15 protein-coding genes and 1 riboswitch are annotated in these 23,726 nt (G+C 46.2%); of the genes, 11 read left to right on the top strand and 4 right to left on the bottom strand.

Annotated features, from left to right (window positions below):
* The first annotated feature begins 388 nt into the window (after positions 1-388).
* The 6 genes from MHB85_RS31245 to MHB85_RS26585 all read left to right on the top strand — a co-directional run bounded on the left by MHB85_RS31245 (position 389) and on the right by MHB85_RS26585 (position 12,052).
* Entirely contained in the window at positions 389-1,459 is a 1,071-nt protein-coding gene (locus tag MHB85_RS31245; RefSeq protein ID WP_445739060.1) for a glycosyltransferase, read from the top strand.
* A gap of 248 nt (positions 1,460-1,707) precedes the next feature.
* The gene (locus MHB85_RS26605) at positions 1,708-2,334 is read left to right on the top strand and encodes a bifunctional 4-hydroxy-2-oxoglutarate aldolase/2-dehydro-3-deoxy-phosphogluconate aldolase (protein ID WP_091019305.1); all 627 of its coding nucleotides are present in this window, start codon (positions 1,708-1,710) and stop codon (positions 2,332-2,334) included.
* A gap of 169 nt (positions 2,335-2,503) precedes the next feature.
* Positions 2,504-3,430, top strand: a complete 927-nt coding sequence (locus tag MHB85_RS26600) for an alpha/beta hydrolase (RefSeq protein ID WP_223199777.1) — start codon at positions 2,504-2,506, stop codon at positions 3,428-3,430.
* 227 nt (positions 3,431-3,657) lie between these two features.
* Complete coding sequence (locus MHB85_RS26595; RefSeq protein WP_341073962.1) at positions 3,658-6,051, top strand: S-layer homology domain-containing protein; 2,394 nt, start codon at positions 3,658-3,660, stop codon at positions 6,049-6,051.
* A gap of 198 nt (positions 6,052-6,249) precedes the next feature.
* The gene (locus MHB85_RS26590; RefSeq protein ID WP_105601880.1) at positions 6,250-7,377 is read left to right on the top strand and encodes a transglutaminase domain-containing protein; all 1,128 of its coding nucleotides are present in this window, start codon (positions 6,250-6,252) and stop codon (positions 7,375-7,377) included.
* Positions 7,378-7,540: 163 nt separating this feature from the next.
* Positions 7,541-12,052, top strand: coding sequence for a collagen binding domain-containing protein (locus MHB85_RS26585; RefSeq protein WP_341073961.1), 4,512 nt, complete (start codon positions 7,541-7,543; stop codon positions 12,050-12,052).
* A 126-nt stretch (positions 12,053-12,178) separates the two neighbouring features.
* Here the strand turns inward: MHB85_RS26585 and MHB85_RS26580 are convergent, their stop codons facing one another.
* The 3 genes from MHB85_RS26580 to MHB85_RS26570 form a co-directional block, all read right to left on the bottom strand.
* Positions 12,179-12,820 carry a class D sortase gene (locus MHB85_RS26580; RefSeq protein WP_341073959.1) on the bottom strand — a complete coding sequence of 214 codons (642 nt, stop codon included), beginning with the start codon at positions 12,818-12,820 and terminating at the stop codon, positions 12,179-12,181.
* A 233-nt stretch (positions 12,821-13,053) separates the two neighbouring features.
* A complete protein-coding gene (locus MHB85_RS26575; protein ID WP_341073957.1) occupies positions 13,054-14,532 on the bottom strand; it encodes an amino acid permease in 1,479 nt (492 codons plus the stop codon).
* 117 nt (positions 14,533-14,649) lie between these two features.
* Positions 14,650-14,865, bottom strand: a riboswitch (Lysine riboswitch).
* Positions 14,866-15,012: 147 nt separating this feature from the next.
* Positions 15,013-16,155 (bottom strand): virulence factor, encoded by a 1,143-nt coding sequence (locus tag MHB85_RS26570; RefSeq protein ID WP_047841582.1) that lies wholly within the window; start codon positions 16,153-16,155, stop codon positions 15,013-15,015.
* 242 nt (positions 16,156-16,397) lie between these two features.
* Between MHB85_RS26570 and MHB85_RS26565 the strand changes: the two genes are divergently transcribed.
* Positions 16,398-16,817 (top strand): hypothetical protein, encoded by a 420-nt coding sequence (locus MHB85_RS26565; protein ID WP_210110118.1) that lies wholly within the window; start codon positions 16,398-16,400, stop codon positions 16,815-16,817.
* A gap of 49 nt (positions 16,818-16,866) precedes the next feature.
* On the opposite strand, the gene MHB85_RS26560 is transcribed toward MHB85_RS26565, so the two are convergent.
* Positions 16,867-17,565 carry a response regulator transcription factor gene (locus MHB85_RS26560; protein WP_036668013.1) on the bottom strand — a complete coding sequence of 233 codons (699 nt, stop codon included), beginning with the start codon at positions 17,563-17,565 and terminating at the stop codon, positions 16,867-16,869.
* Between the two features lie 346 nt (positions 17,566-17,911).
* On the opposite strand from MHB85_RS26560, the gene MHB85_RS26555 reads away from it, so the two are divergent.
* The 4 genes from MHB85_RS26555 (at position 17,912) to cydS (ending at position 23,724) form a co-directional block, all read left to right on the top strand.
* A complete protein-coding gene (locus MHB85_RS26555; protein ID WP_341073955.1) occupies positions 17,912-20,758 on the top strand; it encodes an ATP-binding protein in 2,847 nt (948 codons plus the stop codon).
* A gap of 382 nt (positions 20,759-21,140) precedes the next feature.
* Positions 21,141-22,487, top strand: a complete 1,347-nt coding sequence (locus tag MHB85_RS26550) for a cytochrome ubiquinol oxidase subunit I (protein ID WP_124118119.1) — start codon at positions 21,141-21,143, stop codon at positions 22,485-22,487.
* Positions 22,484-23,518 carry a cytochrome d ubiquinol oxidase subunit II gene (locus MHB85_RS26545; protein ID WP_076212671.1) on the top strand — a complete coding sequence of 345 codons (1,035 nt, stop codon included), beginning with the start codon at positions 22,484-22,486 and terminating at the stop codon, positions 23,516-23,518. Before MHB85_RS26550 ends, MHB85_RS26545 begins: the two co-directional genes overlap by 4 nt.
* A complete protein-coding gene (gene cydS, locus MHB85_RS31240) occupies positions 23,515-23,724 on the top strand; it encodes a cytochrome bd oxidase small subunit CydS (RefSeq protein WP_432749791.1) in 210 nt (69 codons plus the stop codon). Before MHB85_RS26545 ends, cydS begins: the two co-directional genes overlap by 4 nt.
* The last annotated feature ends 2 nt before the right edge of the window (positions 23,725-23,726 follow it).

The following is a 23,726-nucleotide window of genomic DNA, read 5'->3' as shown; positions in this document are numbered from 1 at the left end:
GGTATGGCTGCAAGATGAGTATGCCTTGTATCGCCGCGGTGGTAAAACATTAGACGGAATCGAGGCGGAGGACGAAGGCACACAAACGACTGCTTTTCTGAGTCAGTTGCGGATCCCGGGTTGTTATGAAGTTGGAGGGCTGGGGGCATGTACTCTTATTCGCAAAAATGTGCTGGCAGCAGGAGTTTCATATGACCAGATTCCCAATATATCCTTCTGGGGTGAAGATCGTCATTTTTGCATTCGTGCTCAGGCACTGGGTTTTCGTTTGTTTGTCGATACTCATTTCCCTGCGTACCACATCTATCGATTGTCCGAACTGCCGGGGGTTTCCGCCTTTAATCGCAGGGCGAGAAGAGGTGAGGAGACGATCAGTATTACTCTGTGTATGATTGTGAAAAATGAAGAAGCTTCCCTTGCCAGATGTCTGGACTCGGTCAACGGTATTACCGATGAGATTGTAATCGTGGATACCGGTTCGACGGATCGTACCCGTCAGATTGCTTCCAGATATACGGATCGTATTGTTGATTTTGAGTGGGTGGATGACTTTGCAGCAGCACGCAACTATGCTTTCGATCAGGCCAAGAGTGAATATATTCTGTGGCTGGATGCCGACGATGTGTTCGAACCGGAAGATCGGGCGAAACTGATCGCCTTGAAACGTTCGCTAGACCCGGCTGTTGATAGTGTCACGATGGATTACAATCTGTCATTCACAGCAGATGGCAAGGTAGCCTACAACCTGCGCCGGAATCGTCTGGTGCGTCGGGATCGACAATTTCGCTGGATTGGCGCGGTGCATGAATATCTGGCTGTAGCGGGCAATCTGCTGCATAGTGATATAGCGGTTACCCACAAGAAAGATAAGGAGTATACCGATCGGAATCTGCGGATCTATCGCAAAAGGGAACAGGCCGGAGAGGAATTTGGGCCGCGTGACTTGTACTACTTCGGTAATGAACTGAAGGACCATGGACAGCATGAGGATGCGGTGAAGTACTATGAGAAGTTTCTGGATACCGGGCTGGGCTGGGTGGAAGATCAGATCGCTGCGTGCCAGAAAATTGCGGATTGTGAAGCTGCACTTGAACGTCCGGAACAGGAAGTCACCGCGTTGTTCCGATCATTTGCCTATGATTTGCCAAGAGCCGAGATTTGCTGTCGATTGGGTGGTTATTTTGCCGACCGTGAAGATTATCGCAAGGCCCTGTTCTGGTACGAACAGGCAACTCGTGCTGTACGTCCCGATGATCCTATGGTAGTGCTGAATGAAGCAGCCTGGACCTGGATGCCGCATCTGCAACTATGTGTGTGTTATGATCGGATGGGTAACCGTGCCAAGGCCCGAGAACATAATGATATCGCACTCGCCTATCATCCAACACATCCGAGCATGTTATATAACGATCGATACTTTAAAGATTTGGAGAAGGATAACGTATTGGAAAATGCTTAGTATTTTTAGTCGAAATACTGCCTCTTTCGTGGATTTGAATGGGTGAATCATCCCCATTTCCATGGAGAGGTTTTTTTGCATTATGATAAAAGCACATCATAGAGTTGGTGACAGACGCATTCACGTTGAAATGGATTAATGTATTTCATCCAGGGGAGGATATGCTTTACAATAATGAATAACGGAAAAGCGGTGACCATGATTGCCTGTCTTCGGCTGCCGAATTGATGAAGCAAGGGGAACTGGATATGAATCTGACGGAAGTTTTATTAGAGTCGAGGCTGGTCGCGATTGTGCGTGGTATAAGTCGTGAAGCGGCAGTAACAGCTGGACAAGGTATGACAGGTGGTGGCATCCGACTGATGGAAGTCACACTGAACACACCTGGAGCACATGATATTATTGCAGACTGGCGTGAGCGGCATGAAGGAAAGGCTTATGTTGGAGCGGGTACGGTTCTGAATGTGCAGATGGCGAAGGAAGCAGTCGCTGCAGGAGCACAATTTCTGGTGTCTCCCAATGTCGATCTGTCTGTCATTGAATATGCTGTAGAACATGGTGTCGAGATCTGGCCTGGAGCCATGACACCCACGGAGATTGTCGCTGCCCATGAAGCGGGAGCACGAGTTGTGAAGTTGTTTCCGATGGCGAGTCTGGGCATACCGTATCTGCGGGAGATCAAAGCTCCATTGAATCATATTCCACTGCTGGCAACAGGCGGCGCCACACTGGAGAATATTGCTGACTACTATGCAGCAGGTGCTGCTGCCGTAGGTCTGGGAAGTGCACTTTTACCACGAGAAGCTCTTGTGGCAGGAGATCATGAGTGGATTGCAGCATGTGCACGAAGATTTGTGGAAGCAGCTGTAGTCTAGGATTCCAGCATCAGATGAGGGATATGTATATTTGGGTATATATATGATGGTTCCGAAAAATTAGTTGTTAGATTAATCTTTATCATAAAAACCCATGTGACTTAACATGCCGTTCACTCTATTGTTTTATGATGGATGTATGCCAGAATTCGGAGAGGAGAGATGCCCTGTGAAAGCTAAAACAATGATAGGCGGCATGCTCGCCGTGGCCGCAGTAACGGCAGGTGGTTTATGGAAGGCAGCGGTAAAGAGCCAGACACCTAAGAAGATTCCAATCACACTGACACCCCCAATGCCATTTGAGGATGTGACCTTTGACAGTGGGGGAGGTCGGGTGCATGGCTGGTTCATCCCGGCCAGAGCCGACATTCCGAAACCATGGCCGCTCGTTATCATTGCACATGGATGGGGCTCCAATCGCTCCCGTGTTCTTCGTTACGCACGTCCGATCTGGGAAGCTGGATATGCCTTATTTATGTATGATGTGCGTAGTCATGGGGCCAGTGATCCGGTTCGTGCTGCATCTGCCTACCTGTTCCGGGATGATCTGCTCGCGGCGTTGCAGTATACGACTGCACGACCAGAGATTGATGCGGATGCCATCGGAGTACTTGGACATTCTTTGGGTGGACTGGGTACGATTCTTGCAGTGACGGAGGGAATTCCTGTATCAGCAGTGATTACGGACTCGATGCCATCGCAATTTGAGGTAATCGTCAGTTCAGAGCTGAGACGCCGGCGTCTGCCCTTATTTCCACTGGCCCAGTTAATTCCGAGAATCTGGTTCTGGCGACTGGGTGAATCTCTGAAATCCTATCGTCAGCGTGAACCGGTGATGATGCTGAATGAACGGCGCAGGGGGATGCAACTGCCAATGCTTATGGTGCACTCCAAGGGAGATAATTTCATTCCCCCGAGTGAGCTTGAATATTTTATGTCCAAAGCCGATCCGCCTGTTGAACATCTATGGGTCAACAGCGGAGGACACAGTTGTTCCGAGGAAGATCCCGCCTTCTGGGATACCGTGATTCCCTTTTTGAAAATCCATGTTCAAGGTCAGGCGAAGTCGAACGATTCGTCTATAGCGAGTAGTTGACAAGGTAGAATCAGCCTACATAAGAGTGCAGGCTAATAGAGAAAACGCCAATGTGGTTGGCGTTTTTTTTGCTGTTAATAGCAATATGCAGAAATTCACATTTGTAAAATTGCCCCGAAAACGACGATTAAAAAGGAAGCTTATGGTATCATAGAATAGACTGGCAATATTCATGCGAGGTTATTTGTTATGCTTCTTTGTATGAAATTGAAGGGAGAGGTCCAGATTTGAGTTTGAATTGGAAGTGTAATCTAACTTTGAAAATGTTCGCAACCAAAGCAACAACCGCAGCGATGGCAACACTGCTGCTTGCTTCGCAAACACCAGGTTTTGCAGGCAGTGCATCAGCCGCGCAAGCAGAGCAGTTGACCGAAGCGACAACGGGGGAAAATGAACAACTAGACGCAACGAGCAATGACGTGCCAGAGGGAGCAAAAATCTCATCCAGGCAAGCCAGTGAAAATATACTGAAATTGTTTCCATTGTTAAAAAAAGCAACAATCTCATCTGCACGATTCGATTCACCTAATTCCTATCCAACGCCAGACTACAAGGCATGGGAGATCGGGTTCCAGATTACACAAGGTAATCATACGTCGGGATTCAGTGGAACTGTACATGCAGGCACAGGGGAAGTGTTAAGTGTACATTTGCCGTCGGATATCCTGGACAAACATGTCTCGGAATCGGATGTGAAGCTAACCAAAGCTGAAGCTGAAGAAAAGGCCGTGGCATTGTTGTACCAAGCGATTCCAGGTCTTAAGGACAATGAATATGCTCCGCTTGGAGATCTGTATTCTTCCATTGAACAAGAGTCATTGTTTGGCAGAACAGAGTATCGATACGGGTACCAGTTAAAACATGATGGATTGTTATCTGATGCAGAGACAGTCTACATTAATGTGGATGAAAGTGGTTTGGTGACAGGTTACTCACGAGGTACTATTGAAGCCAAGTATCCCTCATCGAAACCGGCAGCTTCAGAAGAGAAGGCAAGACAGCAGTTTGAAGAACAGTTCGATGTGGAACTGGCTTATATCGCCAAAGATCGTCTATCTTCCAAACAGGGTCAGCAGTATTATCTTGCATATACACCAAAAAATATCAGTATCGTTCCGATTGAAGCCAATACGTTGGAACGGATTAATACATTAACAGGTAAAGCTGTGGATGAAGATTCTTTGCAGCAGGATACGAAGTTGAAAGGTGATGTAACGCCTTTTGTGCCGGCCAATGGTACGAGGTTAAATGTTCAACAGGCCGCCAATCGGGTCGCAACAAACTTTGATATTCCCAAGGGTTATAAGCTGGAACATAGCCAGCTGGGCAAGGGATATTACTCAAGTCCGAACAATCAGGTGTGGAGTTTGAGCTGGAGTGATCGAAGTGCCAATATGTCCTATATGTTCATGCGGGATATCTCAGCACAGGTAGATGCAGTTACCGGGCAGATCTACAGCTATACGATGATGCAACGAATCGGACCGGAGATGGAACAGGAGAAGCCGGCTGAGGAGAAGGCAGGCAAATTGGTAACGCGGAAGCAGGCTGAGAAACTGGCGATGGACACAGTGATTGCGCTAGTTCCAGACGCAACGGAGCAGTTCCGACTGGCTAACGTTATTGAGATAGACGATGCTCGTACGTTTATGTTCCAACGCTATCTGAACGGAATTCAGGTGAAAGATGATACGGCACAAGTGCAGGTGTTGAACGATGGAACCGTGAACGAGTTCTATACACGCATTGCCGCAACACCTGAACAATTGCCAGCAGATGATAAGCCAGCCATCAGTTATGAAGAGGCCAAGGCACTCTATCTGGAGGAGTTCAAGCTGATCCTCGCATATTCCCGTTATGGGGGATATGGTACGAACGGTGGTCAAGTCATCCCAGCGGGGGTGAACCTTGCTTATATGCCTACACGTGATGAGAATTCAATCTATGGCAACTATGAAGCGCTGGATGCGAACACAGGAGAGTGGAAGCTTTTATACGGGGACACAAGCTCTGCAACCGAGGCTGAACCTACGGACATCTTGGGTCATGTGGCCGAAGCAGCTCTACGCAATATGACACAGCATGGCGTATTGCTTGCTGATGAGCAGGGACGCGTATTCCCGGATCGTGTGATTACCCGAGGAGATTGGTTTAACTATCTGGCAAGAGCGATTAATCCAAATATGGATCTGTACTACAGTGGGGACGGAGATGACAAGTTATACGCTGATGTGACACCTGACAGCCCGTATTATAAGGCAGTTCGGGCATTAATCGATCAGCGCTGGCTTGCCGGAGCGGACCCTGAACAGAATTTGAATCCGCAGGAAGAGATGACACGTGAAGAATTGGCAGTGCTGCTTGTACGTATTTTACGCTATGAGAAGCTGGCCGGATTCTATACGTTGCCATCGGATCTTCCCAACATTGCGGATGCCAGTGCCATTACAAGTAAGGGAGCGGTTTCCCTGAGTCTGAAGCTGGGATTGCTTCCTTCGATTGAAGGACGGTTCATGCCTGCACGCAAAGTGACGGTAGCTGAAGCGTCACAGGTATTGGAACGGCTGGCGAAGCTTCAAGGTAAAACAGATACATTTATGAGTGGTAATCGCCTGTATTAGACGAGGAATCACTCATATCATGCCCAAGCGAATCATAGGATGAAGATAACGGGTAATCGTGATTCAATGAACTAAAGATCAAAGGGACCTTCCATAGAAGGTCTCTTTTGATTTGCTTTTACAAAACTAGAATGACGACAGACCCTTTTGTGATACAATAGGGCGTGAGAACTTTGCAAAGAAGGGTGGGTTCCTTTCATGGGTAAGAACGGGAAACGAATTATCACCATACTGCTGGCAGGCTGTCTGATTGCTGTAGCGTTACCACGTACGGTTGATCTGGATCAACTGTATGCTGCATCAGGGACATCGGATATATCCACGGCAACAGATTTGCGTCAGACCTTGCTTACCGCAATGTCACAGCGAACGGAGGAACTTGTTTTTACATACAAAGGCAATGTGAAAGGCCTCAAAAAACAATTACAAACCTCCATCGATGAGGCAATGAAGAGTGACCCCTATATCCAATATACCGTTAAAAGTTATGCATTTAATTATAAAGGATCCAATGTGTCCGCCGAGGTGCATGTGACTCTCTCCTATCGGGAGACCAAGGAGCAGACGGATTATGTGAATCGTAAAGTCACAAACGTGTTGAAAGAAATCATCAAACCAGGCATGACGGATCATGAGAAGGTCAAGGTCATCCATGACTGGATTGTGCTTAACCTTTCCTACGATACTTCGCTCAAGAAATATACGGCCTACGACGGGCTTGTTACAGGCAGTACCGTATGTCAGGGATATTCACTGTTGGCCTATCGGATGCTGGAGCGAGTAGGTATCGATAACCGGATTGTGGAAGGTACAGCAGGTGGGCAGCTTCATGCCTGGAATATCGTGAACCTGGACGGCAAGTGGTATCACATGGACACCACCTGGGATGATCCTACCCCTGACCGCAAAGGTAAGGTGAGCCACAGCTATTATTTGCTGAGTGATGATGAGATGGCACGTGACCATATCTGGACAGGCAAAAGCAAGTACCCCGCTGCGCCAGCCCCATATCGAGAAGCTTTATTAAAGCTGGTGAAGGCTGGAGATAGCAAAAAAGCCGCTTATCAGAAGCTGTACCACGCTCTCGACTATTCCCTGTATGATGAAGAGGATGCGGTTAAAGGCCATGCTGCCCTGAAGACCAAGGTTCAGAGTAAGCTGAAGGAAGGCGGAACCTCGCTGACATTCAGGTACAAGGGTACGGAGGCTGGGCTGATTGAAGATTTGCAGGATTTGTACCAACTTGGCATGAAATCGATATCTTATTATGTGTCCAAAATGGAAGGTACTACCGATCTGCGCGTCAAAATTAACTGGACAATATAACAACCATTTGAACAGGATGCTCCGATTGAGGAGTATCCTTTTTTGTGTTCAATTTTGTGTCCAAAAGCGAGGATTTTAGTGTTGTCTATTTTTTGTATATGTCGCTTTGCTATTCTAATCTTCGGCGTATGCCAACACTACGTACGAGGAGGATATGCAAAAAATGAGGAAAAAAGTGAGCATAGTGATCATTGCTCTGTTACTGGTCACGCAAATGATGCAGGGTTGGATATTTACACCAACAATGCATGCTCAGGATGAATTAACTAACTTGCCAGCCAGTGCAATCAGCGATACAGCGTCAGAAGAAGGTTTGGCAGGTTCGGAAGAGGTCAACAACGTTGACGTTGCTGCCACTCCGCAAGAAGAGGGGGAGGGAAACCTCAACCAGAGCAGTTTAGCAATCGCAGCTGCAGGCCCGGTAATTACAGATCAATTGATTACCAGTGTGCAGATGTACAATCAGGCACCAGAAGACAACGGGAATGGCACGATTGAAGTCAAAGGAGATAAAATCGAGGATATTCGACCACACATTCAGGATGAGGTGGCTGTAGTCTTTACATGGGGGCTTGCAAATGACACCCACAACTACAGCGATGGTTCCACGTTCACCTTTAACTTGCCCGATAAATTCATCATTGGATCGCAGCTTAAAGGTAATCTGGATGGCGGTGTTGGGGAGTATGTGGTGAATCCAGATGGCACAATCATCTTTACCTTTAATGAACTGATCGAGCATGCGAAGCTGGAAGGCAACTTCTACGTGTGGATTAAGTTTGATGAGAGCAAGATGGAAGATGGTTTGAAACAACAGATAGACTTTAGTTCCGTAGGGCAGGGCATCATTGATGTACATTTTGCCAACACAGCCGTAGATAAGTTGAAGAAATCGGGAAGCGCAAACAAAGACAACTTCAACTCGGATGAAATTAAATGGACCGTAGATTTTAACCAAGGCGAGAAGGCTATGAAAAATGCTGTTCTTGCAGACACGTTCCCAGCAGAGCTGGAGCTCAAGGGCAATATCGAAATTCGCGAATTGGAAGTGCAATTGAATGGATCTGTAAAAGAAGGCCCAGTAGTTCAAACGGAACCACAGTTTCCAATTCAATTGGGAGATACAGATAAGGCCTATCGTGTAACCTATACGACAAGTGTTAAAGCACCAACCACTGCTCCGTTCACCAACGTGGAGTATCAAAACCAGGTTGCGCTTACAACGGATCAGAGCGAGCACAACGAAACCGATATTGGCCGAGTTCGTGTGAGTTTTAATGAGCCTTTGAACAAGTCAGGGCAAGATAGTGCATATGATCCGGTGACACAGACGATTACATGGAAAGTGCAATATAACTACAATCAGCAAGAAATCATGCAAACGAATGCATGGATTGAAGACCGTTTTGATACGGCAAAACAGCAACTGATCAACAATTCCGTCAAGGTGTACCAGGTGGATATTAATTCGAGCGGAGCCGCTTCGAACAGAACGCTGGTGAATCCGAATGAATACACACTTGAAGCGGTGAATACAGGGTTCGATGATGGCTTCAGATTACATTTTAATAACGACATTACCAAGGCCTATGAGATCGAATATGATACACAATCCATTCATCGTGTATATACCAACGATACCATTACGAACACAGTGAACATGTATGATGGTACTTCCAAAACAGGCCGGAAAGACATTCGGGAAGTCATTTTTGCAAAAAGCGTAAAAAGTGAAAACTTCAACACAAAAGAAATCGAATGGCAGATGGTGTTGAACCGTGATTTGCAGGACATGACGGATATCGTCATCACCGACAATTATGAAGGCAGACACATGAAGCTGATTCCGGGTAGTCTTCAAGTAAGTGGGGTTAACAAAGACGACTTTGAACTGACTCCAGACCCGGCTGATCCAACGTATGAAAAAGGATTCTCCGTTCGCCTGAAAGACGGCGTTACCATTAACACGGAACATGTCATTACCTATACGACAAGCTTTGATCCGACGGCAGGTATGCCAACGGATAATGAATATCGCAACTCTGCCAAGATCGATTGGGAAGAGTCCGATGTAGCACAGACTGCGATTACCAAATCGGCTATGGTCAAACCGCAAGAGTATACCATTCAAAATGGTAACAAGAAGGGCGAATACAGCGCCAAAGACAAAACGATCACGTGGACAATTGATGTAAACTACAACTTGTTCGATATTCAGGATGCAATCCTTAAGGATGCTTACACTGGAGACCAATCTTTCGTAGATGGCTCATTGAAGGTTCATGAGTTAGAGCTACAGGGAGCCAATAATGTTACTGCTGTAGGTAACGAGGTTCCGCTCACACCTGGTCAATTCCAGCTGAACCCGGACGGTAAAGGTTTTGTGTTGGATCTGGGTAACATGGGCAAAATGGCTTATCGCATTCAGTACCAAACAAGTCTGGATGGACCATATTCTGTCGTAGGCGCTTATGCCAACCAGGCTGTTCTGACGGATGGTGAGGGTGGTGCAATACGATTTAATAGATCAGCCAGTGTTACACCTGCCAACGGTGGTGTATACGTCCGCAAAACAGGGAAGCAAGAAGGTACAACGGATAAAGCATCATGGACGGTAAATATCAATCCAAGTCAATCTTTCATTCCTGCGGGTAATCAATTAACAGATACCTTGTCAGAGAACCAGATTTTATTGGCTGATTCATTGAAATTATATGCAACCAATTTACCTGCCAACAATTCAGGCAATGTATCCACCAAAGCTGGACTTGTTGATCCAGATGATTATGAATTGAATGTGGAGGGCAATACTTTTACCTTCACCTTCAAGAAAGATATTCATACCGCATTCATTTTGGAATATCAGTCTTATATTAATGCCGATCATGGCGCCCGAATTGAGAATAAGGTTGAATTTGCAGGCCAATCTTCCTCGGTAATCGGAGAAGGTAATCAGTCGGGAATCAAAGTTTCCTTGGCTGGAGCAGGTGGAGGAGCCTCTACAGGTCTGGGCAAAATCAGAATTCACAAAGTCAGTGATACAGGAGTTCCGCTGGAGGGTGCAATATTTGCAATCTATAATGCGTCTGGAACTACGCTTCTGGAAACCTTGAAACCAACGGACGAGAATGGTGTGGTTGAAAGCTCCAGAAACTATCGATTAAACAATCTAACCAACGGTGTACCTTATAAGTTAAAAGAATTATCTGCACCGGCAGGATACTTGGTTGATCCTGAATATGGCTCTGCCTCAGGTAAAACGATTGAGTTTAAGGATGCGGATATTGCTTTTGAAATTGAAAATAAAAAGATTCGTCAAGGCTTTGAATTAACCAAGGTAGATGCGGTGGACTCCTCCAAGACACTTAAGGGTGCAACTTTCGAATTGTACTCCAAGGACGGCGCAACGCGAGAGAAAATCGATGAGTTAACGACAGGGGAAGATGGGAAGATCGCCAAAGGTGGACTGTTGCCAGGGGATTATGAGCTGGTAGAAGTCGTGGCACCTGAGTTTTATCAATTGGATGCTACACCAATTCCGTTTACGATTGTAGAGAATCAGACTCAGATTATTACACTGACGAAGTCGAATGCAATGGGTGCAGGCGGTAAACTTGTCGTTACCAAAGTAAATGCCAAGGATAAGTCCGTATTAAGCGGAATTGAATTCGAATTGCGTGATCGTTCCAACAGTGTCATCGATACAAAAGTAACCGACCTAAATGGGATCATTGAATTCGATGGTTTGGACTATGGTTCATATACATTGGTAGAGACCAAGGCAGAAGGCTTTGTTATTGAACAGCCGGAGACCCTTGTATCTATTATCAAACCGGAAACTCAATTGACCATTGAAAATAAAAAAAATGATCGTTCTGTTAAATTGATTAAAACCAATGCGGGTAGAACTCAGCACCTTCAAGGAGCTGTGTTTGAATTACGGGCTCAGACTGCATTGATGGATGCAAATGGGAATTGGGAGTTCCACAAGGTAACAGGTCTAGATGAAGCTACACTGACAACCAATCAACAAGGTGAAATTGTACTGGAAGGCTTGGATATCAATAAATATCAGTTGGTTGAAATAAAAGCACCTAACGGATACATGTTGGAAACAACACCAGTTCCATTTGAAATTACGAACATACAAACCGAAGCCGTAGTTGTGGAAAAAACGAATCAGGCCATCCCGGTATCGGGTGGTGGATCTAGTGGACCTTATAATCCGGGAACACCTACTACGGGTGTAACACCAGATCCGGAGAAACCAGTAACACCAGGACCGGAAACACCAGGAACGTCTATCCCAGGCACAGTGGTTACTGGACCTACTGAACCTGAAGGCGGAACCGAAATTCCAACAGATGAAGATTACGGAGTAACTCCTCCTTCGCCTGGCGATTCCAACGGTGACGACAATGCACCTCCAGTTGGGGATACAGATGCACCGGATGGGGATGGTGCACTTGCACCTCCTGCTGGAACGGGTACAGATGGGTCACAGGGCAATGGAAATTCTGCATCACAGCCAAACGGAAATTCGTTATCTCAGGGAATGTTGCCACAAACAGGTGAAGAGAGCACAATGGCTTACACTGCTGTGGGCATGATGCTGATGGCGTTAGGTAGCGCGGGATTCATGTACTTCCGCCGCAGACAACAGCTTCAACGCTAGATCGAAACACGCAGTATCTAAGATTCATCGTGTGTAGATAGAAATACCCTCTAGCAATCACTACGAAGGCTTAGCGTCGACGTGTGAATATGCTAGAGGGTATTTTTTGATGATATTAAGGCAGGATCAAGTCCCCGTAATATTCGGTTTCACTTCAATAGCTCTTACAATTAGGCGATGTGTTGGATTGACGAGTGGATCACAGGTAATCAAGGTAAGGACCTGCCCAAGCCCGGAATCTTCCAACACAGATAAGTCATTTGGCTCTACAACGGATATCTGATCTACCTTATATTGGATAATTGTTCGATTTGCCAAGGTGACTTCCATTGAATCACCAATCTGGAGTTCTCCCAGACGATTGAACAGCCGTCCTTTTTTGTGGGCGCGATGAGCGGCTATGGCAGCATTACCTTTATTCCCGATACGGGTGGTTTCGACAAGATGGGTTGCAGCTACCTTCATATTGTCCTCCGTTGCACCCTCCAGAATCGGTAAGCGGACATCAATCTTGTCAATCGATAGTACCCCCAACGTATCCGAGGAGGCCTCTTGTACTGTACCTGTATTGTCAGTAGTCGGCTCGGCAGAAGCTGCATCCTGTATGCCTTGTTCGAAGGAGTGATTAAGCTTAGACAAGCCATTTTGCAATTGTTCCAGATCGTTCATGACACGGGTTTGCTGCCAATCATAATACGTTTCCCGCAGGAAAGGAAAGCTGATGATCAGGATGCCCAATAGAACGAGCAGAATAGAGAATTTTTTCATTATACATCAACTCCCGTTGTCCAAGAAAAATAGTATACCTTTCTCTATTCTACTTACCGACCTATACAAAATATGGACAGGGACGAAAGGACGTACGGGAATGTTCGAAGGGGAGAGTGGACCCAAAACAAAATATCCCCGTATCGCTACAGTAGGAAAACTGCAACGCCACGGGGAGGTTTTTTTATATAGAGTCGGATTGAATCAGTTAATGGTGGTACACGTTGGAGCTACTATTTATCACTTGGTGAATCGGTAGGTGTGAAATCACATTCCTGCAGCGGCACCACTTTGGTCTTTTTGATCCATTTGTAACCAAGCCACAATATCAGGAACAGGGGTACGCTCAAGTAGGCAACGATGGCTCCACTCCAGTCGATCTGATCACCCGTGAATGCCTGATAGTTCTGTCCAATGATCACGATGATACACAGGACAAAAGCAAAGATCGGCCCAAACGGGAACCAGCGTGCACGGTAAGGCAGATCGCTCAGATCCCTGCCTTGTGCAACGTATGCACGACGGAAGCGATAATGACTGATAGCGATACCCAGCCAAGTGATAAAACCACACATCCCGGATGCATTCAACAACCAGGTGTACACAATTCCATCGCCGAACAGGGAGGCAAGGAATGCCAACATACCAACGGCTGTTGTAAGCAAAAGTGCATTCATTGGAATGCCTTTTTTATTCAGCTTGCCCAGGAAACGAGGGGCTTTACCGTCACGGGCAAGGGCATAGAGAACCCGACTTGAAGCGTACATGCCTGAGTTACCGGCAGAGAGTACAGAGGTTAAAATAACGGCATTCATGACGGAAGCTGCAATGGGGAGGCCAGCTTTCTCAAATACCAGTGTGAACGGGCTGACACCGATATTCTCCAGGTCACCTTTGAGCAGATTCGGATGCGTATACGGGATGATCAGACTGATCACGGTAATTGCCAAAATGTAAAAAATCAGAATGCGCCAAAATACCTGACGAATCGCACGAGGTACATTTTCGCGCGGGTTTTCACTTTCACCAGCGGCTACCCCGATAAGCTCGGTACCTTGGAATGAAAATCCCGCAGCCATGAATACGCCTAACACGGCGAAGAATCCGCCATGGATGGGCGCATCACCGATGGTGAAGTTACTGAAACCAACCGCTTCTCCGCCCATAATCCCAAAGATCATGAGCACACCAACGGCCAAGAAGATGATAACAGTAGCGACTTTGATAATGGCGAACCAGTACTCGGACTCTCCATAGCCTTTAACAGACAACACGTTCAAGGAAAAGATCAGCACGAGGAACAATAAGCTCCATAACATGGATGAACTGTCGGGGAACCAGTATTTAATGAGTACAGTAGCGGCAGCAAGCTCTGCTGCAATGGTTACCGCCCAGTTGTACCAGAAGTTCCAGCCCATGGCGAACCCGAGAGCAGGATCGACAAAACGTGCGGCATACGTATTAAATGAACCGGAGTCCGGCATAAAGGTAGCAAGCTCACCAAGGCTGGTCATTAGGAAATAAACCATGATGCCAACGGCCACATAGGCAATTAATGCTCCACCAGGGCCTGCGGTTGAGATGGCGGTACCACTTGCGAGAAACAGCCCGGTACCAATTGAGCCACCGAGGGCGATCATCGTCATATGGCGTGCGCGTAATCCTTTTTTCAGGGAAGGTCCAGTTGTTGTTGGGTTACTGCGGTCTTGCATGGAAACACTCCTTCATTCGATATACTGATGTTTGCGATACTTGAATTCATAAACAAAAAGACCACAGGCATCAGCCTGCGGTCTTTAATATTTCAATGTCCGCACCATGTCCCAGATGATTAAGATAGCTCAACACAGAAGAATTCATACCTTAATATAAAGGAAATGTACTTCCGTGACAGTTCTGCGCCTTTCGACAGCAGCCCCAGCTCACCGGACCGTATAAGGAACGTCCAGCGAGCTTCGGCGGGTACACCTTTCGGCTGATCTCATAAGCGGCTCCTTAGCGCCTCCATCAGCGTACTGATCGCACCCGCGACCTCTACCTCACCATCAATGGATGAGGTGTATCTATTGTCTATGAAATTATGAACAAGACAACTTAACATCGTGTGTCCTGTTTAGTAAACAGACAATCAGTATAACGCGCATGGTTTTCCAGTGCAATAACAATTGTTGGATGTGAGGTCTGAGAGACGACTATTCCTCTTTTTTGTTACGACCAGCCATCTGCTGCCATACCGTTCCAGCAGCTTGTTCGCCGGATTCGATTCGCTCCAGAGCCATCTTGGCCTGCAGGCTGACTTCGAATTCGGGATCATCGGCTGCAACTCGCAACGCTTGTTCTGCTTCTTCTGTTCCGACCTCATATAGAAAACGAGCTGCACGCCAGCGTACAAGTTTACTTTTATCGGATAACGTAGCTGTCATGGCTGGAGTGGCGGCAGGATCACCGATATCAGACAAGGTATCCCCGGCAGTCCGGCGTACCGCAGGAGAACTGTCCTGAAGCGCTTCATACAGCAATTCCATCGCTTCCGGTGTACGAATGTCACCCAGGTATACGACAGCCAAGCGACGTATCTGCATTTTGTTGTCATGCAAGGCATGGGCTACGAGAGGCAGTCTTTCGGCCGTAGGCTCCATGCCGTCAAATGCCGCATAGCGAACATTCCAGTCCTCGTTTCGCAGAGCCTCTTCAAGTTCGGCTCCATCCAATTCACGGCGGCGCTCGACGAACTCTTCGGATTTGGTACCATGTTCAATGGCCTGTTTGATGACCTGCTCCAGCCGTTCCGGGGGGTAAGCGGCTTCCAATTCCTGCTCAACTTCACGTGCAATATCAGGCAATTCACCATATCGAACACCGTAATCGCTCAGTTTGCGTTCTTTGATCATTGTTGCACTGGCGACTTCTGTCACGGCTTTGACAAAGCGATCGGACAACGAGATTCGTTCTTCCTTGACCCCGGCCTTGACCCTAATTTGCATCGGTACGCCTCGGAAGAATTGTACAAATACCTGTGCTTCTCCGAAGTGCTCACCTGAACCATCTTCGGATTCAATCCAGTCCAGATCAATGCCTTGCTGTCCAAGGCGATTTTGGACTTCACCCAAGATAACGGACCAGTCGGCATTCCCTTTACGATCAAGTGCCACAAAGTCTGTTGTGTGGAACACACTCTTTACACCGGGAATATGAAGCATCTGGCGAATGAACGCCGGAGCAGATCGTTCGTTGTCCAGTGTATATGTTTTGCGAATTCCGTCCTCCAGACGTTCATCGAGATGTAGCATCATCGTATTTGGACTCGGTGTTGGTTCAATGGAAACAATATTCATCAATGTAACCTCCTATAGTACCAGATTCATCTTTAACTTCCCGTAAATTAAATCACACAGGTATTTCTCTATTTTACATCAATGTGTGGAATCTGCGAAATCATCCAGAAGTGAAGTGGACGTTTCTAACACTTAATGTGAAGAAGTACGAAATTTGTTAACACTTCTTTCATGTTCACGCACAAACATTTTTAAACGAAAATTGGCACAATAAAGATAAGAATCAACTGGAGGTTATACCTATGGAACCCATTACCGTGCTCTCGGATGGAAAACGTCGTATTGCATATGAGAATATTATTCAATTGTTCAGGAACTGGATTGAGGACTCAGCATCTGGTTCTGCGATAGAAACACATCGGGGAAGTTGGGAAAATGCCCGTTATTGCATTGTTGATTATCAGGTTGCCGAAGAAGCGGTGTCAGCAGCAAATGCCATTCGGGCTTTTATGCCACAACTTCCGTTACTGGTCATTACGGATTTCAAATCTCTTATTCGGAAGCGTCACCTGCAACAGATTACAGGTACAGGTGAGATGAAGATGATTCTCTGGAACGAGCATGACCCGAATCAACTAATCAAGGATATGGAAAATTGGTTTCATTCTTCGTCTATCCATAAATCAGAAATAGCCATACCACCCATCTTATCCATGAGATAAAAGAGAGATATGGCCAAAGATGTTTAACTTCTTAATCGTTACGATCGTATTAGATCACATATTTATAGCCTGTTCCCCAAACCGTCTTAATATAACGTGGGTTCTTGGGGTCAGGCTCAATTTTTTTACGCAGACTTGAGATATGAACATCAATGGTACGATCCAGATAGGCGCGTTCGGAGCCTTTGATCCGATCCATCAGTTCATTGCGGGTGAACACTTTACCCGGATTGCGGTACAATTCCTTCATAATCTCAAACTCAATATGAGTGACCTCGATTTCAACACCATCCACGAACAGAGTTCTTCTGTACTCATTCACATTCACATGTCCAGTAACTTCTGCCTGCTTATCTTCTTTTACCGGTTTATCCTTATAGGAAATGATTGATCTTCGCAGCAGTGCTTTAATCCGGGCATCCAACTCTTTCAAACTAAATGGTTTGCACAGAAAGTCATCCGCACCGTTATGCAATGCGCGAAGTCGATCATTCAGCATGGTGCTTGCCGAGATCATCAGAATGGGCACAGTGGAGTGCTGGCGAAAGGCTTCTACGAGATCATTTCCATCCATTTCAGGAAGCATGAGATCCGTTACAACAATATCCGGCTGGAATTGTGGAAACAGTTGAAGTGCCTCGCGGGCATGATGAACCCGTTCAGTGATGTATCCTTCCTCCTCAAGAAAGAAAGCAATCATGTCGGCCAGATTTTTCTCATCTTCTATAAGAAGTACTTTGATAGTCATAGGGTCACACTCCTGGTGAAAATAATATGTTAAGAAAATGCTAAAAAAACAAGGTGAATTGCGAATAAATGCCGCAAATTTTTTAATGTTTCTATCCCAAAATATAGGATGTATATGTAGAGAAAGAATACGCTTTTTTTGATGAACTTCAATATTCTAGCATGAATGCAGTTTGGTTGCCGATCAATCAGAATTTCCCAAATCTACACCAAGTACTAATTACAGTATAATGGATCAGAACGAGTTAAGGGGAAAAAAGTAATATTTGTATCCGCTTAAGTTTATAGGGGGAACCAACGTTGTTGTTGAAAACAGTAGAAAAAATGATCCATGAGGACAATTGCTTATGGATCGTATAAAGGCAAGACATATGCTAGATTGGGTCGTGTTGAAGCTGAGAATACCCTGGATTGGGACCAGCATTTTGATCATTCTGGGCTCACTAAGCACTATTTTTCCGTTTACTTTATTCTATGGTGTACAGTTTATGATTGGTAGCGCGGCAGCACTCGTTGCTCTTCGTTTGCATGGGGCCATCTATGGATTTGTAACCCTTACAGTCATCCATCTGCTGAATACTGTCTTTGTCGGCTTTGTGCCGCACAACTTAACTGTAATGCTTGCCCACTTCTTGGAATTAATCTGGATGCTCGTTTGGCAGATCCGTTGGAAGAATGGCAGCCTAATCAAGGCTAATGCTGTCTTTTGGGTAGTGATGTTACTTCCTGTTATCTATTCCGGGCATTTTATGTTGGGTTTAGATATAGACGATTTGAAGTATGAGTATATGTATATTGCTGTGATTGGTATGGTAAATGCGCTGATTGCGGGAATTGTAGTTGATTTCTGGATCACCACGGGTGAACACAAATCAAAGCGGACGGGAACCATTCCATTAACAAGAATTGCGTTTAAATACGTAGTCGCCTTTGTGGTATTTGTTTCTCTCTTACTGTTATCCGCAGATAGCCGCAGACAATTGGGTCAAATGAATGATGCCATATTACGTGATATGAAATATGCAGCGACTGCGGTTGTTCAGGACATTGATGAAGAGTATGTTACCTCTGAGAATATGGATCAGAATATGGCGCGTTATCATCATCTACTAGGCGTGAATGTAATTCTGCTGGATCGGAATGATACAGTCGTCGCTTCTGGATTGAATACACTTCAGGCGGGCGATTACCTGGACATGGACAGATTCCGTCTTCTGAAATCAAGGGATAACCTCTTTCTGTTAAGTTCCGCAAATATCCATTACAGCGATGTACTGAATCACTGGAAACAAGCCTCCTTTATCTATGAAGCAGAAATGACAAGATTAACACCTTATCGGGTATTCATTGTGACTGACTCGTCCAAGTATTACCCCCGAATCGAATCCATTTATCTGACCACGCTGCAATCCCTGTTCATCATCATCGTGGCTTCCATGATCGTAGCGGCTCCTCTCAGCAGTAAGGTTGTTAGCCCGCTGTTAAGACTGACCAGGATGACAGGCTCTCTTCCGAGGCTGTTGTTTCGAAATGGGAAGATGGAGTGGCCAACCAGCCATGTAACCGAAGTACAGATCCTGATTGGTAATTTGCGCAAAATGGCCGATGTGCTACTGGAACAATTCGAACAGATTCGTCACGACAAGTTAACGCTGGAGGACAGGGTTATTGAGCGTACCAAGGAACTCAAGAACAGTGAAGAGGTCAAACGTGCCATTATTGAATCCTCTATTGATGCGATTATCGCAGTGGATTCCAATGGGCTGATCGTTGAGTTTAATCCGGAGGCTGAAAGAATGTTTGGATTGCGTCGGGAAGAAGTGATCCTGCACAAGGAAGCACCTTCTCTTTTTCAAGGGGCCAGCTGCAAGGAGATCAAGAATTTGCTGGAGCGATTTGAATATGTTGAAGGTAAAAGATACACCACCGTTGAAGAAATTTCAGGTATCCGACGGGATGGTTCCGTATTTCCGATCGAGTACAAAATTGTTGAGATCCAGTTGGGCAAAAATGAGACATTATATAACCTGTTTATTAAGGATATTACAGAGCGGACCAGAGCAGAAGAAGATCGTGTACGTCATGCCCTTGCGCTGGAGAAGCTGAACTCGGAGTTGTTCAATGAGAAGATTGCCATTCAGGAACAGCGAGATATCAGTGAGCAATTTATTGAATCCGTACGAGAAGGGCTCGTGATGTCTGATCGATCAGGGACCATAACCATCGTCAACCGAAGGATAGAAGAGATGTTTGGTTTGGGTGATTTTATGGGCAGATCCATTGAGGATTTGGCGCAAGCGATAGATACGATGGTATTAACGGACAACTTCAATCTGATGGAACAGACAAGAGCATTCCTGAATGGAGAAACAGCGTTTATCGAGACCGAATTTATATTCAATAATGTGGATAAAAGTGTATTTTCCTTGTACATGAAGCAGATGGATGTCCCGGGTAAAAACCATGGATTTCTGCTGGTGTTCCGTGACCGGACAGGAGAAGAACGGCTGGATCGGATGAAAAATGAGCTGATTAGTGTGGTATCTCATGAGCTTCGAACGCCTGTAGCCACCATTATGGGTTATGTGGAATTAATGATGATGTATGACCTTCCGGCAGCTCAGCAGCGGGAATTCATGCAGACCATCTCTTCGGAGGGCAAGCGGCTGAGCAGTTTGCTCGATGATGTACTTGATATTCAGCGGCTAGACAACGAAGGTATGACTTACCACATGACGTATGTACCGCTGGTTGAGTTGGTAGAAGGGGTTGCCGAACAGTGGAATATGAAGTCTGCCCAACGTATCTACGTGCATACGTTTAATGGAGACTTTTTTGCTTATGCTGACCAGAACAGGATGGTTCAGGTTCTGCATAATCTGGTGGGCAATGCAGTTAAGTATTCGCCGGGAGCAGATCGTATTGATGTTACGTTATGGGAAGAAGAGGAATGGTTATGTCTTGATGTGCGTGATTATGGAATAGGTATTGCGGAGCAAGAGAAGGACATGTTGTTCAACAAATTCTATCGGGTCGATAATTCGGATCATCGGCAGATTGGTGGAACAGGAATTGGGTTGTACATTTCCCGTAAAATTGTAGAGGACCATAAGGGTACACTGACCTTTATATCTGCACCGGACAAAGGAAGTACGTTCAAGGTTCGACTGCCCAAGCAGGACGTATTGGTGTGAGCTTTGAAGAATGAAGAAATGTATTTCACTTTTTCATGAATAATAATTATGTACGAGACCTACGAATAGAGCCTTTGCCCTTCAGCGCGTGAGCGCGATAAGGGGAAAGGCTTTTTTTGTTTTTCAATTTCCCCGGATAAAAAAACAACTTCTTTTGCAAACTGTCTATAGAGCCATAATTTGCATCCCATGCAAAAGGAGGACGGCAGGTATATGTTCCGTAAACAAGAGAAAACACTCATCATCGTCTGTCTGGTTGCAGCTGTGGTTGTGCTGTATGCCGTTGTGAAGAGCATCATCCGAATTATGAGTTATTGAGATACATGTTCAAGCAGAGTAACTGCTGTCGTACATAACGATTATGTGAAAGAGGAGTGTAACCATGTCATCCCTGGACCCTGTTTTGCTCAGCCGGATACTAACCGGCCTTACCTTGTTTGTGCACATTATTTTTGCCTCTATCGGTGTAGGTGTTCCACTTATGATTGCCTTGGCCGAGTGGCGAGGACTCCGAACCAATGATATGCATTACACCTTGCTGGCACGCCGGTGGGCGCGAGGTTTTGTCATCACCGTTGCCGTTGGCGTCGTTACAGGCACCTCGATCGGATTACAGCTCAGTCTGCTGTGGCCGATGTTTATGCGGGTAGCGGGTCAGGCAATCGCCCTGCCGCTGTTCATGGAGACGTTTGCCTTTTTTATCGAGGCGATCTTTCTTGGCATTTACCTCTATACGTGGGATCGTTTCAAAAAGAAATATACGCATATGCTGCTGTTGATTCCGGTAGCTCTCGGCTCATCCGCATCTGCGATTTTCATTACAACGGTGAACTCCTTCATGAACCAGCCTCAGGGATTCACCCTGATTAATGGCATTATGAAGGACATTCATCCGATTGCTGCCATGTTGAATCCGGCAACGCCAACCAAAGTGTCCCATGTACTCGCTTCATCCTACACCTTGAGTGCAGGTATTCTGGCGGGGATAGCCGCCTTCAGTTTGCTTCGGGGACGGGATCATGTGTATTACAAAAAAGCACTGAAACTCACGACGGTATCTGCACTCGTATTTGCGATTAGCACCGTCATGATCGGAGATTCCTCCGGTAAATTTCTTGCGAAATATCAGCCGGAGAAGCTGGCTGCCGCAGAATGGCATTTCAAGACGATGAAAGAGGCACCGCTCGTCTATGGGGGGATTTTGGATGAGAACAATGAGGTGAAATACGCCATTGAGATTCCGTATGCCCTTAGCATTTTGGCGGGAAATCGTCCAGATACGGAAGTGAAAGGTCTCGAAGAGTATCCTGCGGATCTGAGGCCACCATTGTCTATTCACTATATGTTCGACCTGAAGGTCACAACCGGAGTGATCATCCTGATGATTCCTGTGTTATATGTACTGCGTCGGTGGTTACCAGGGCGCAAGCCATATCCCAAATGGCTGCTGCTTGGCATTGTCTTGCTGGGGCCTCTGGCCATGATTGCCATCGAGCTGGGGTGGATGTTCGCTGAAGTTGGCAGACAGCCTTGGATCTTACGTGGGTATATGAAGGTGGCGGAAGCGGCTACGACGTCAACTTCGGTAGGATGGATGCTGGTGTTGTTCATCTTGCTGTATCTGATCCTGTGTTTCTCGTGCATTCGGGTACTCAGCAAGCTGTTCCGCAACAAGGAAGCAGAGAAGGAACTGGAGTCTCTGGGGCTTGAAGGAGGGATCGTGCATTGAGTTTCGAAATTGCAGGCATCGCGATATTGTGGACATTTTTGTTCGGTTACCTGATCGTCGCTTCGATTGATTTTGGGGCCGGGTTCTTCAGCTTTTACAGCATTTTGACTGGGCACGAGAACAAAATTCATAACATCATTCAGCGCTACCTGTCTCCTGTGTGGGAAGTGACGAATGTGTTTCTGATCTTTTTTGTGGTCGGATTGGTCGGCTTTTATCCGGACAGCGCCTTCTATTACGGGACTGCCTTGCTGGTTCCGGGTTCACTGGCTATTGTACTGCTTGCGATCCGGGGCGTATATTACGCCTACAATACCTATGGCAACCATGGGCAGAACAGCCGGATCTATATGGCATTGTACGGGGCGACGGGATTGCTGATTCCAGCTGTATTCTCCACCATTTTGGCAATATCCGAAGGCGGGATCATTGAGCAGGTGGGCGATCAGGTGTTTTTTCGCTGGCGTGAATTTCTGACGAATCCCTATACCTGGTCGGTTGTTTTGCTTGCATTGGTTAGTGTGCTCTACATCTCGGCGATGTTTCTTTCCTATTATGCGAAGCGGGCGGGGGATGAGCCGGCATATGAGGTGCTTCGAGAGTACGCGCTGCTCTGGAGTTTGCCTACCATTTTTGCGAGCTTTCTGGCTTTTCTGCAGATTAACAAACAGAATCCCGCACACTTTGAGCAGATGGTGAATATTTCGTGGATGTTCATCGCTTCGTTTATTTGTTTTGTCATTGCCGTGTCGCTGGTGTGGAAAAGTAAATATCTAGGTTGGTGCTTTGTCGCTGTCATGCTTCAGTTTGCCTTTGCCTGGTATGGTTATGGGCGATCCCACCTTCCGTACATTCTGTATCCTTACATCAATATTTACGACAGCTTTACGAATCGTACGATGGGGATTGCGCTCATTACAGCGTTTAGTCTGGGGCTACTCGTGCTCATTCCTTCGCTTGTGCTGATTATGAAGCTGTTCCTGTTTGATGCCAATTATGTGCGCGGTAATTCTGGTAAAAAGAAAGGATGAGTCTGTTCATGCACCCAAACATGTTTTTACACATGACTCCCTTGCTGGATCCACTATCTACTGAGGGAGTCACGGGGATACCCGGTATAACCGGATTAAGCTTTTTTGAGACATTCACCATTATGTACGCCCCTCCACTGATCATTGCGGCTGCTATTGTCTTTCTGTTTGTATATTTGGCCGTATATAAGAACCCAAAGGATTGATT

It is taken from the genome of Paenibacillus sp. FSL K6-4396 (genome assembly GCF_038002525.1).
Taxonomy (GTDB): domain Bacteria; phylum Bacillota; class Bacilli; order Paenibacillales; family Paenibacillaceae; genus Paenibacillus; species Paenibacillus amylolyticus_B.
This window is presented reverse-complemented; position numbering and strand designations above follow the sequence as displayed.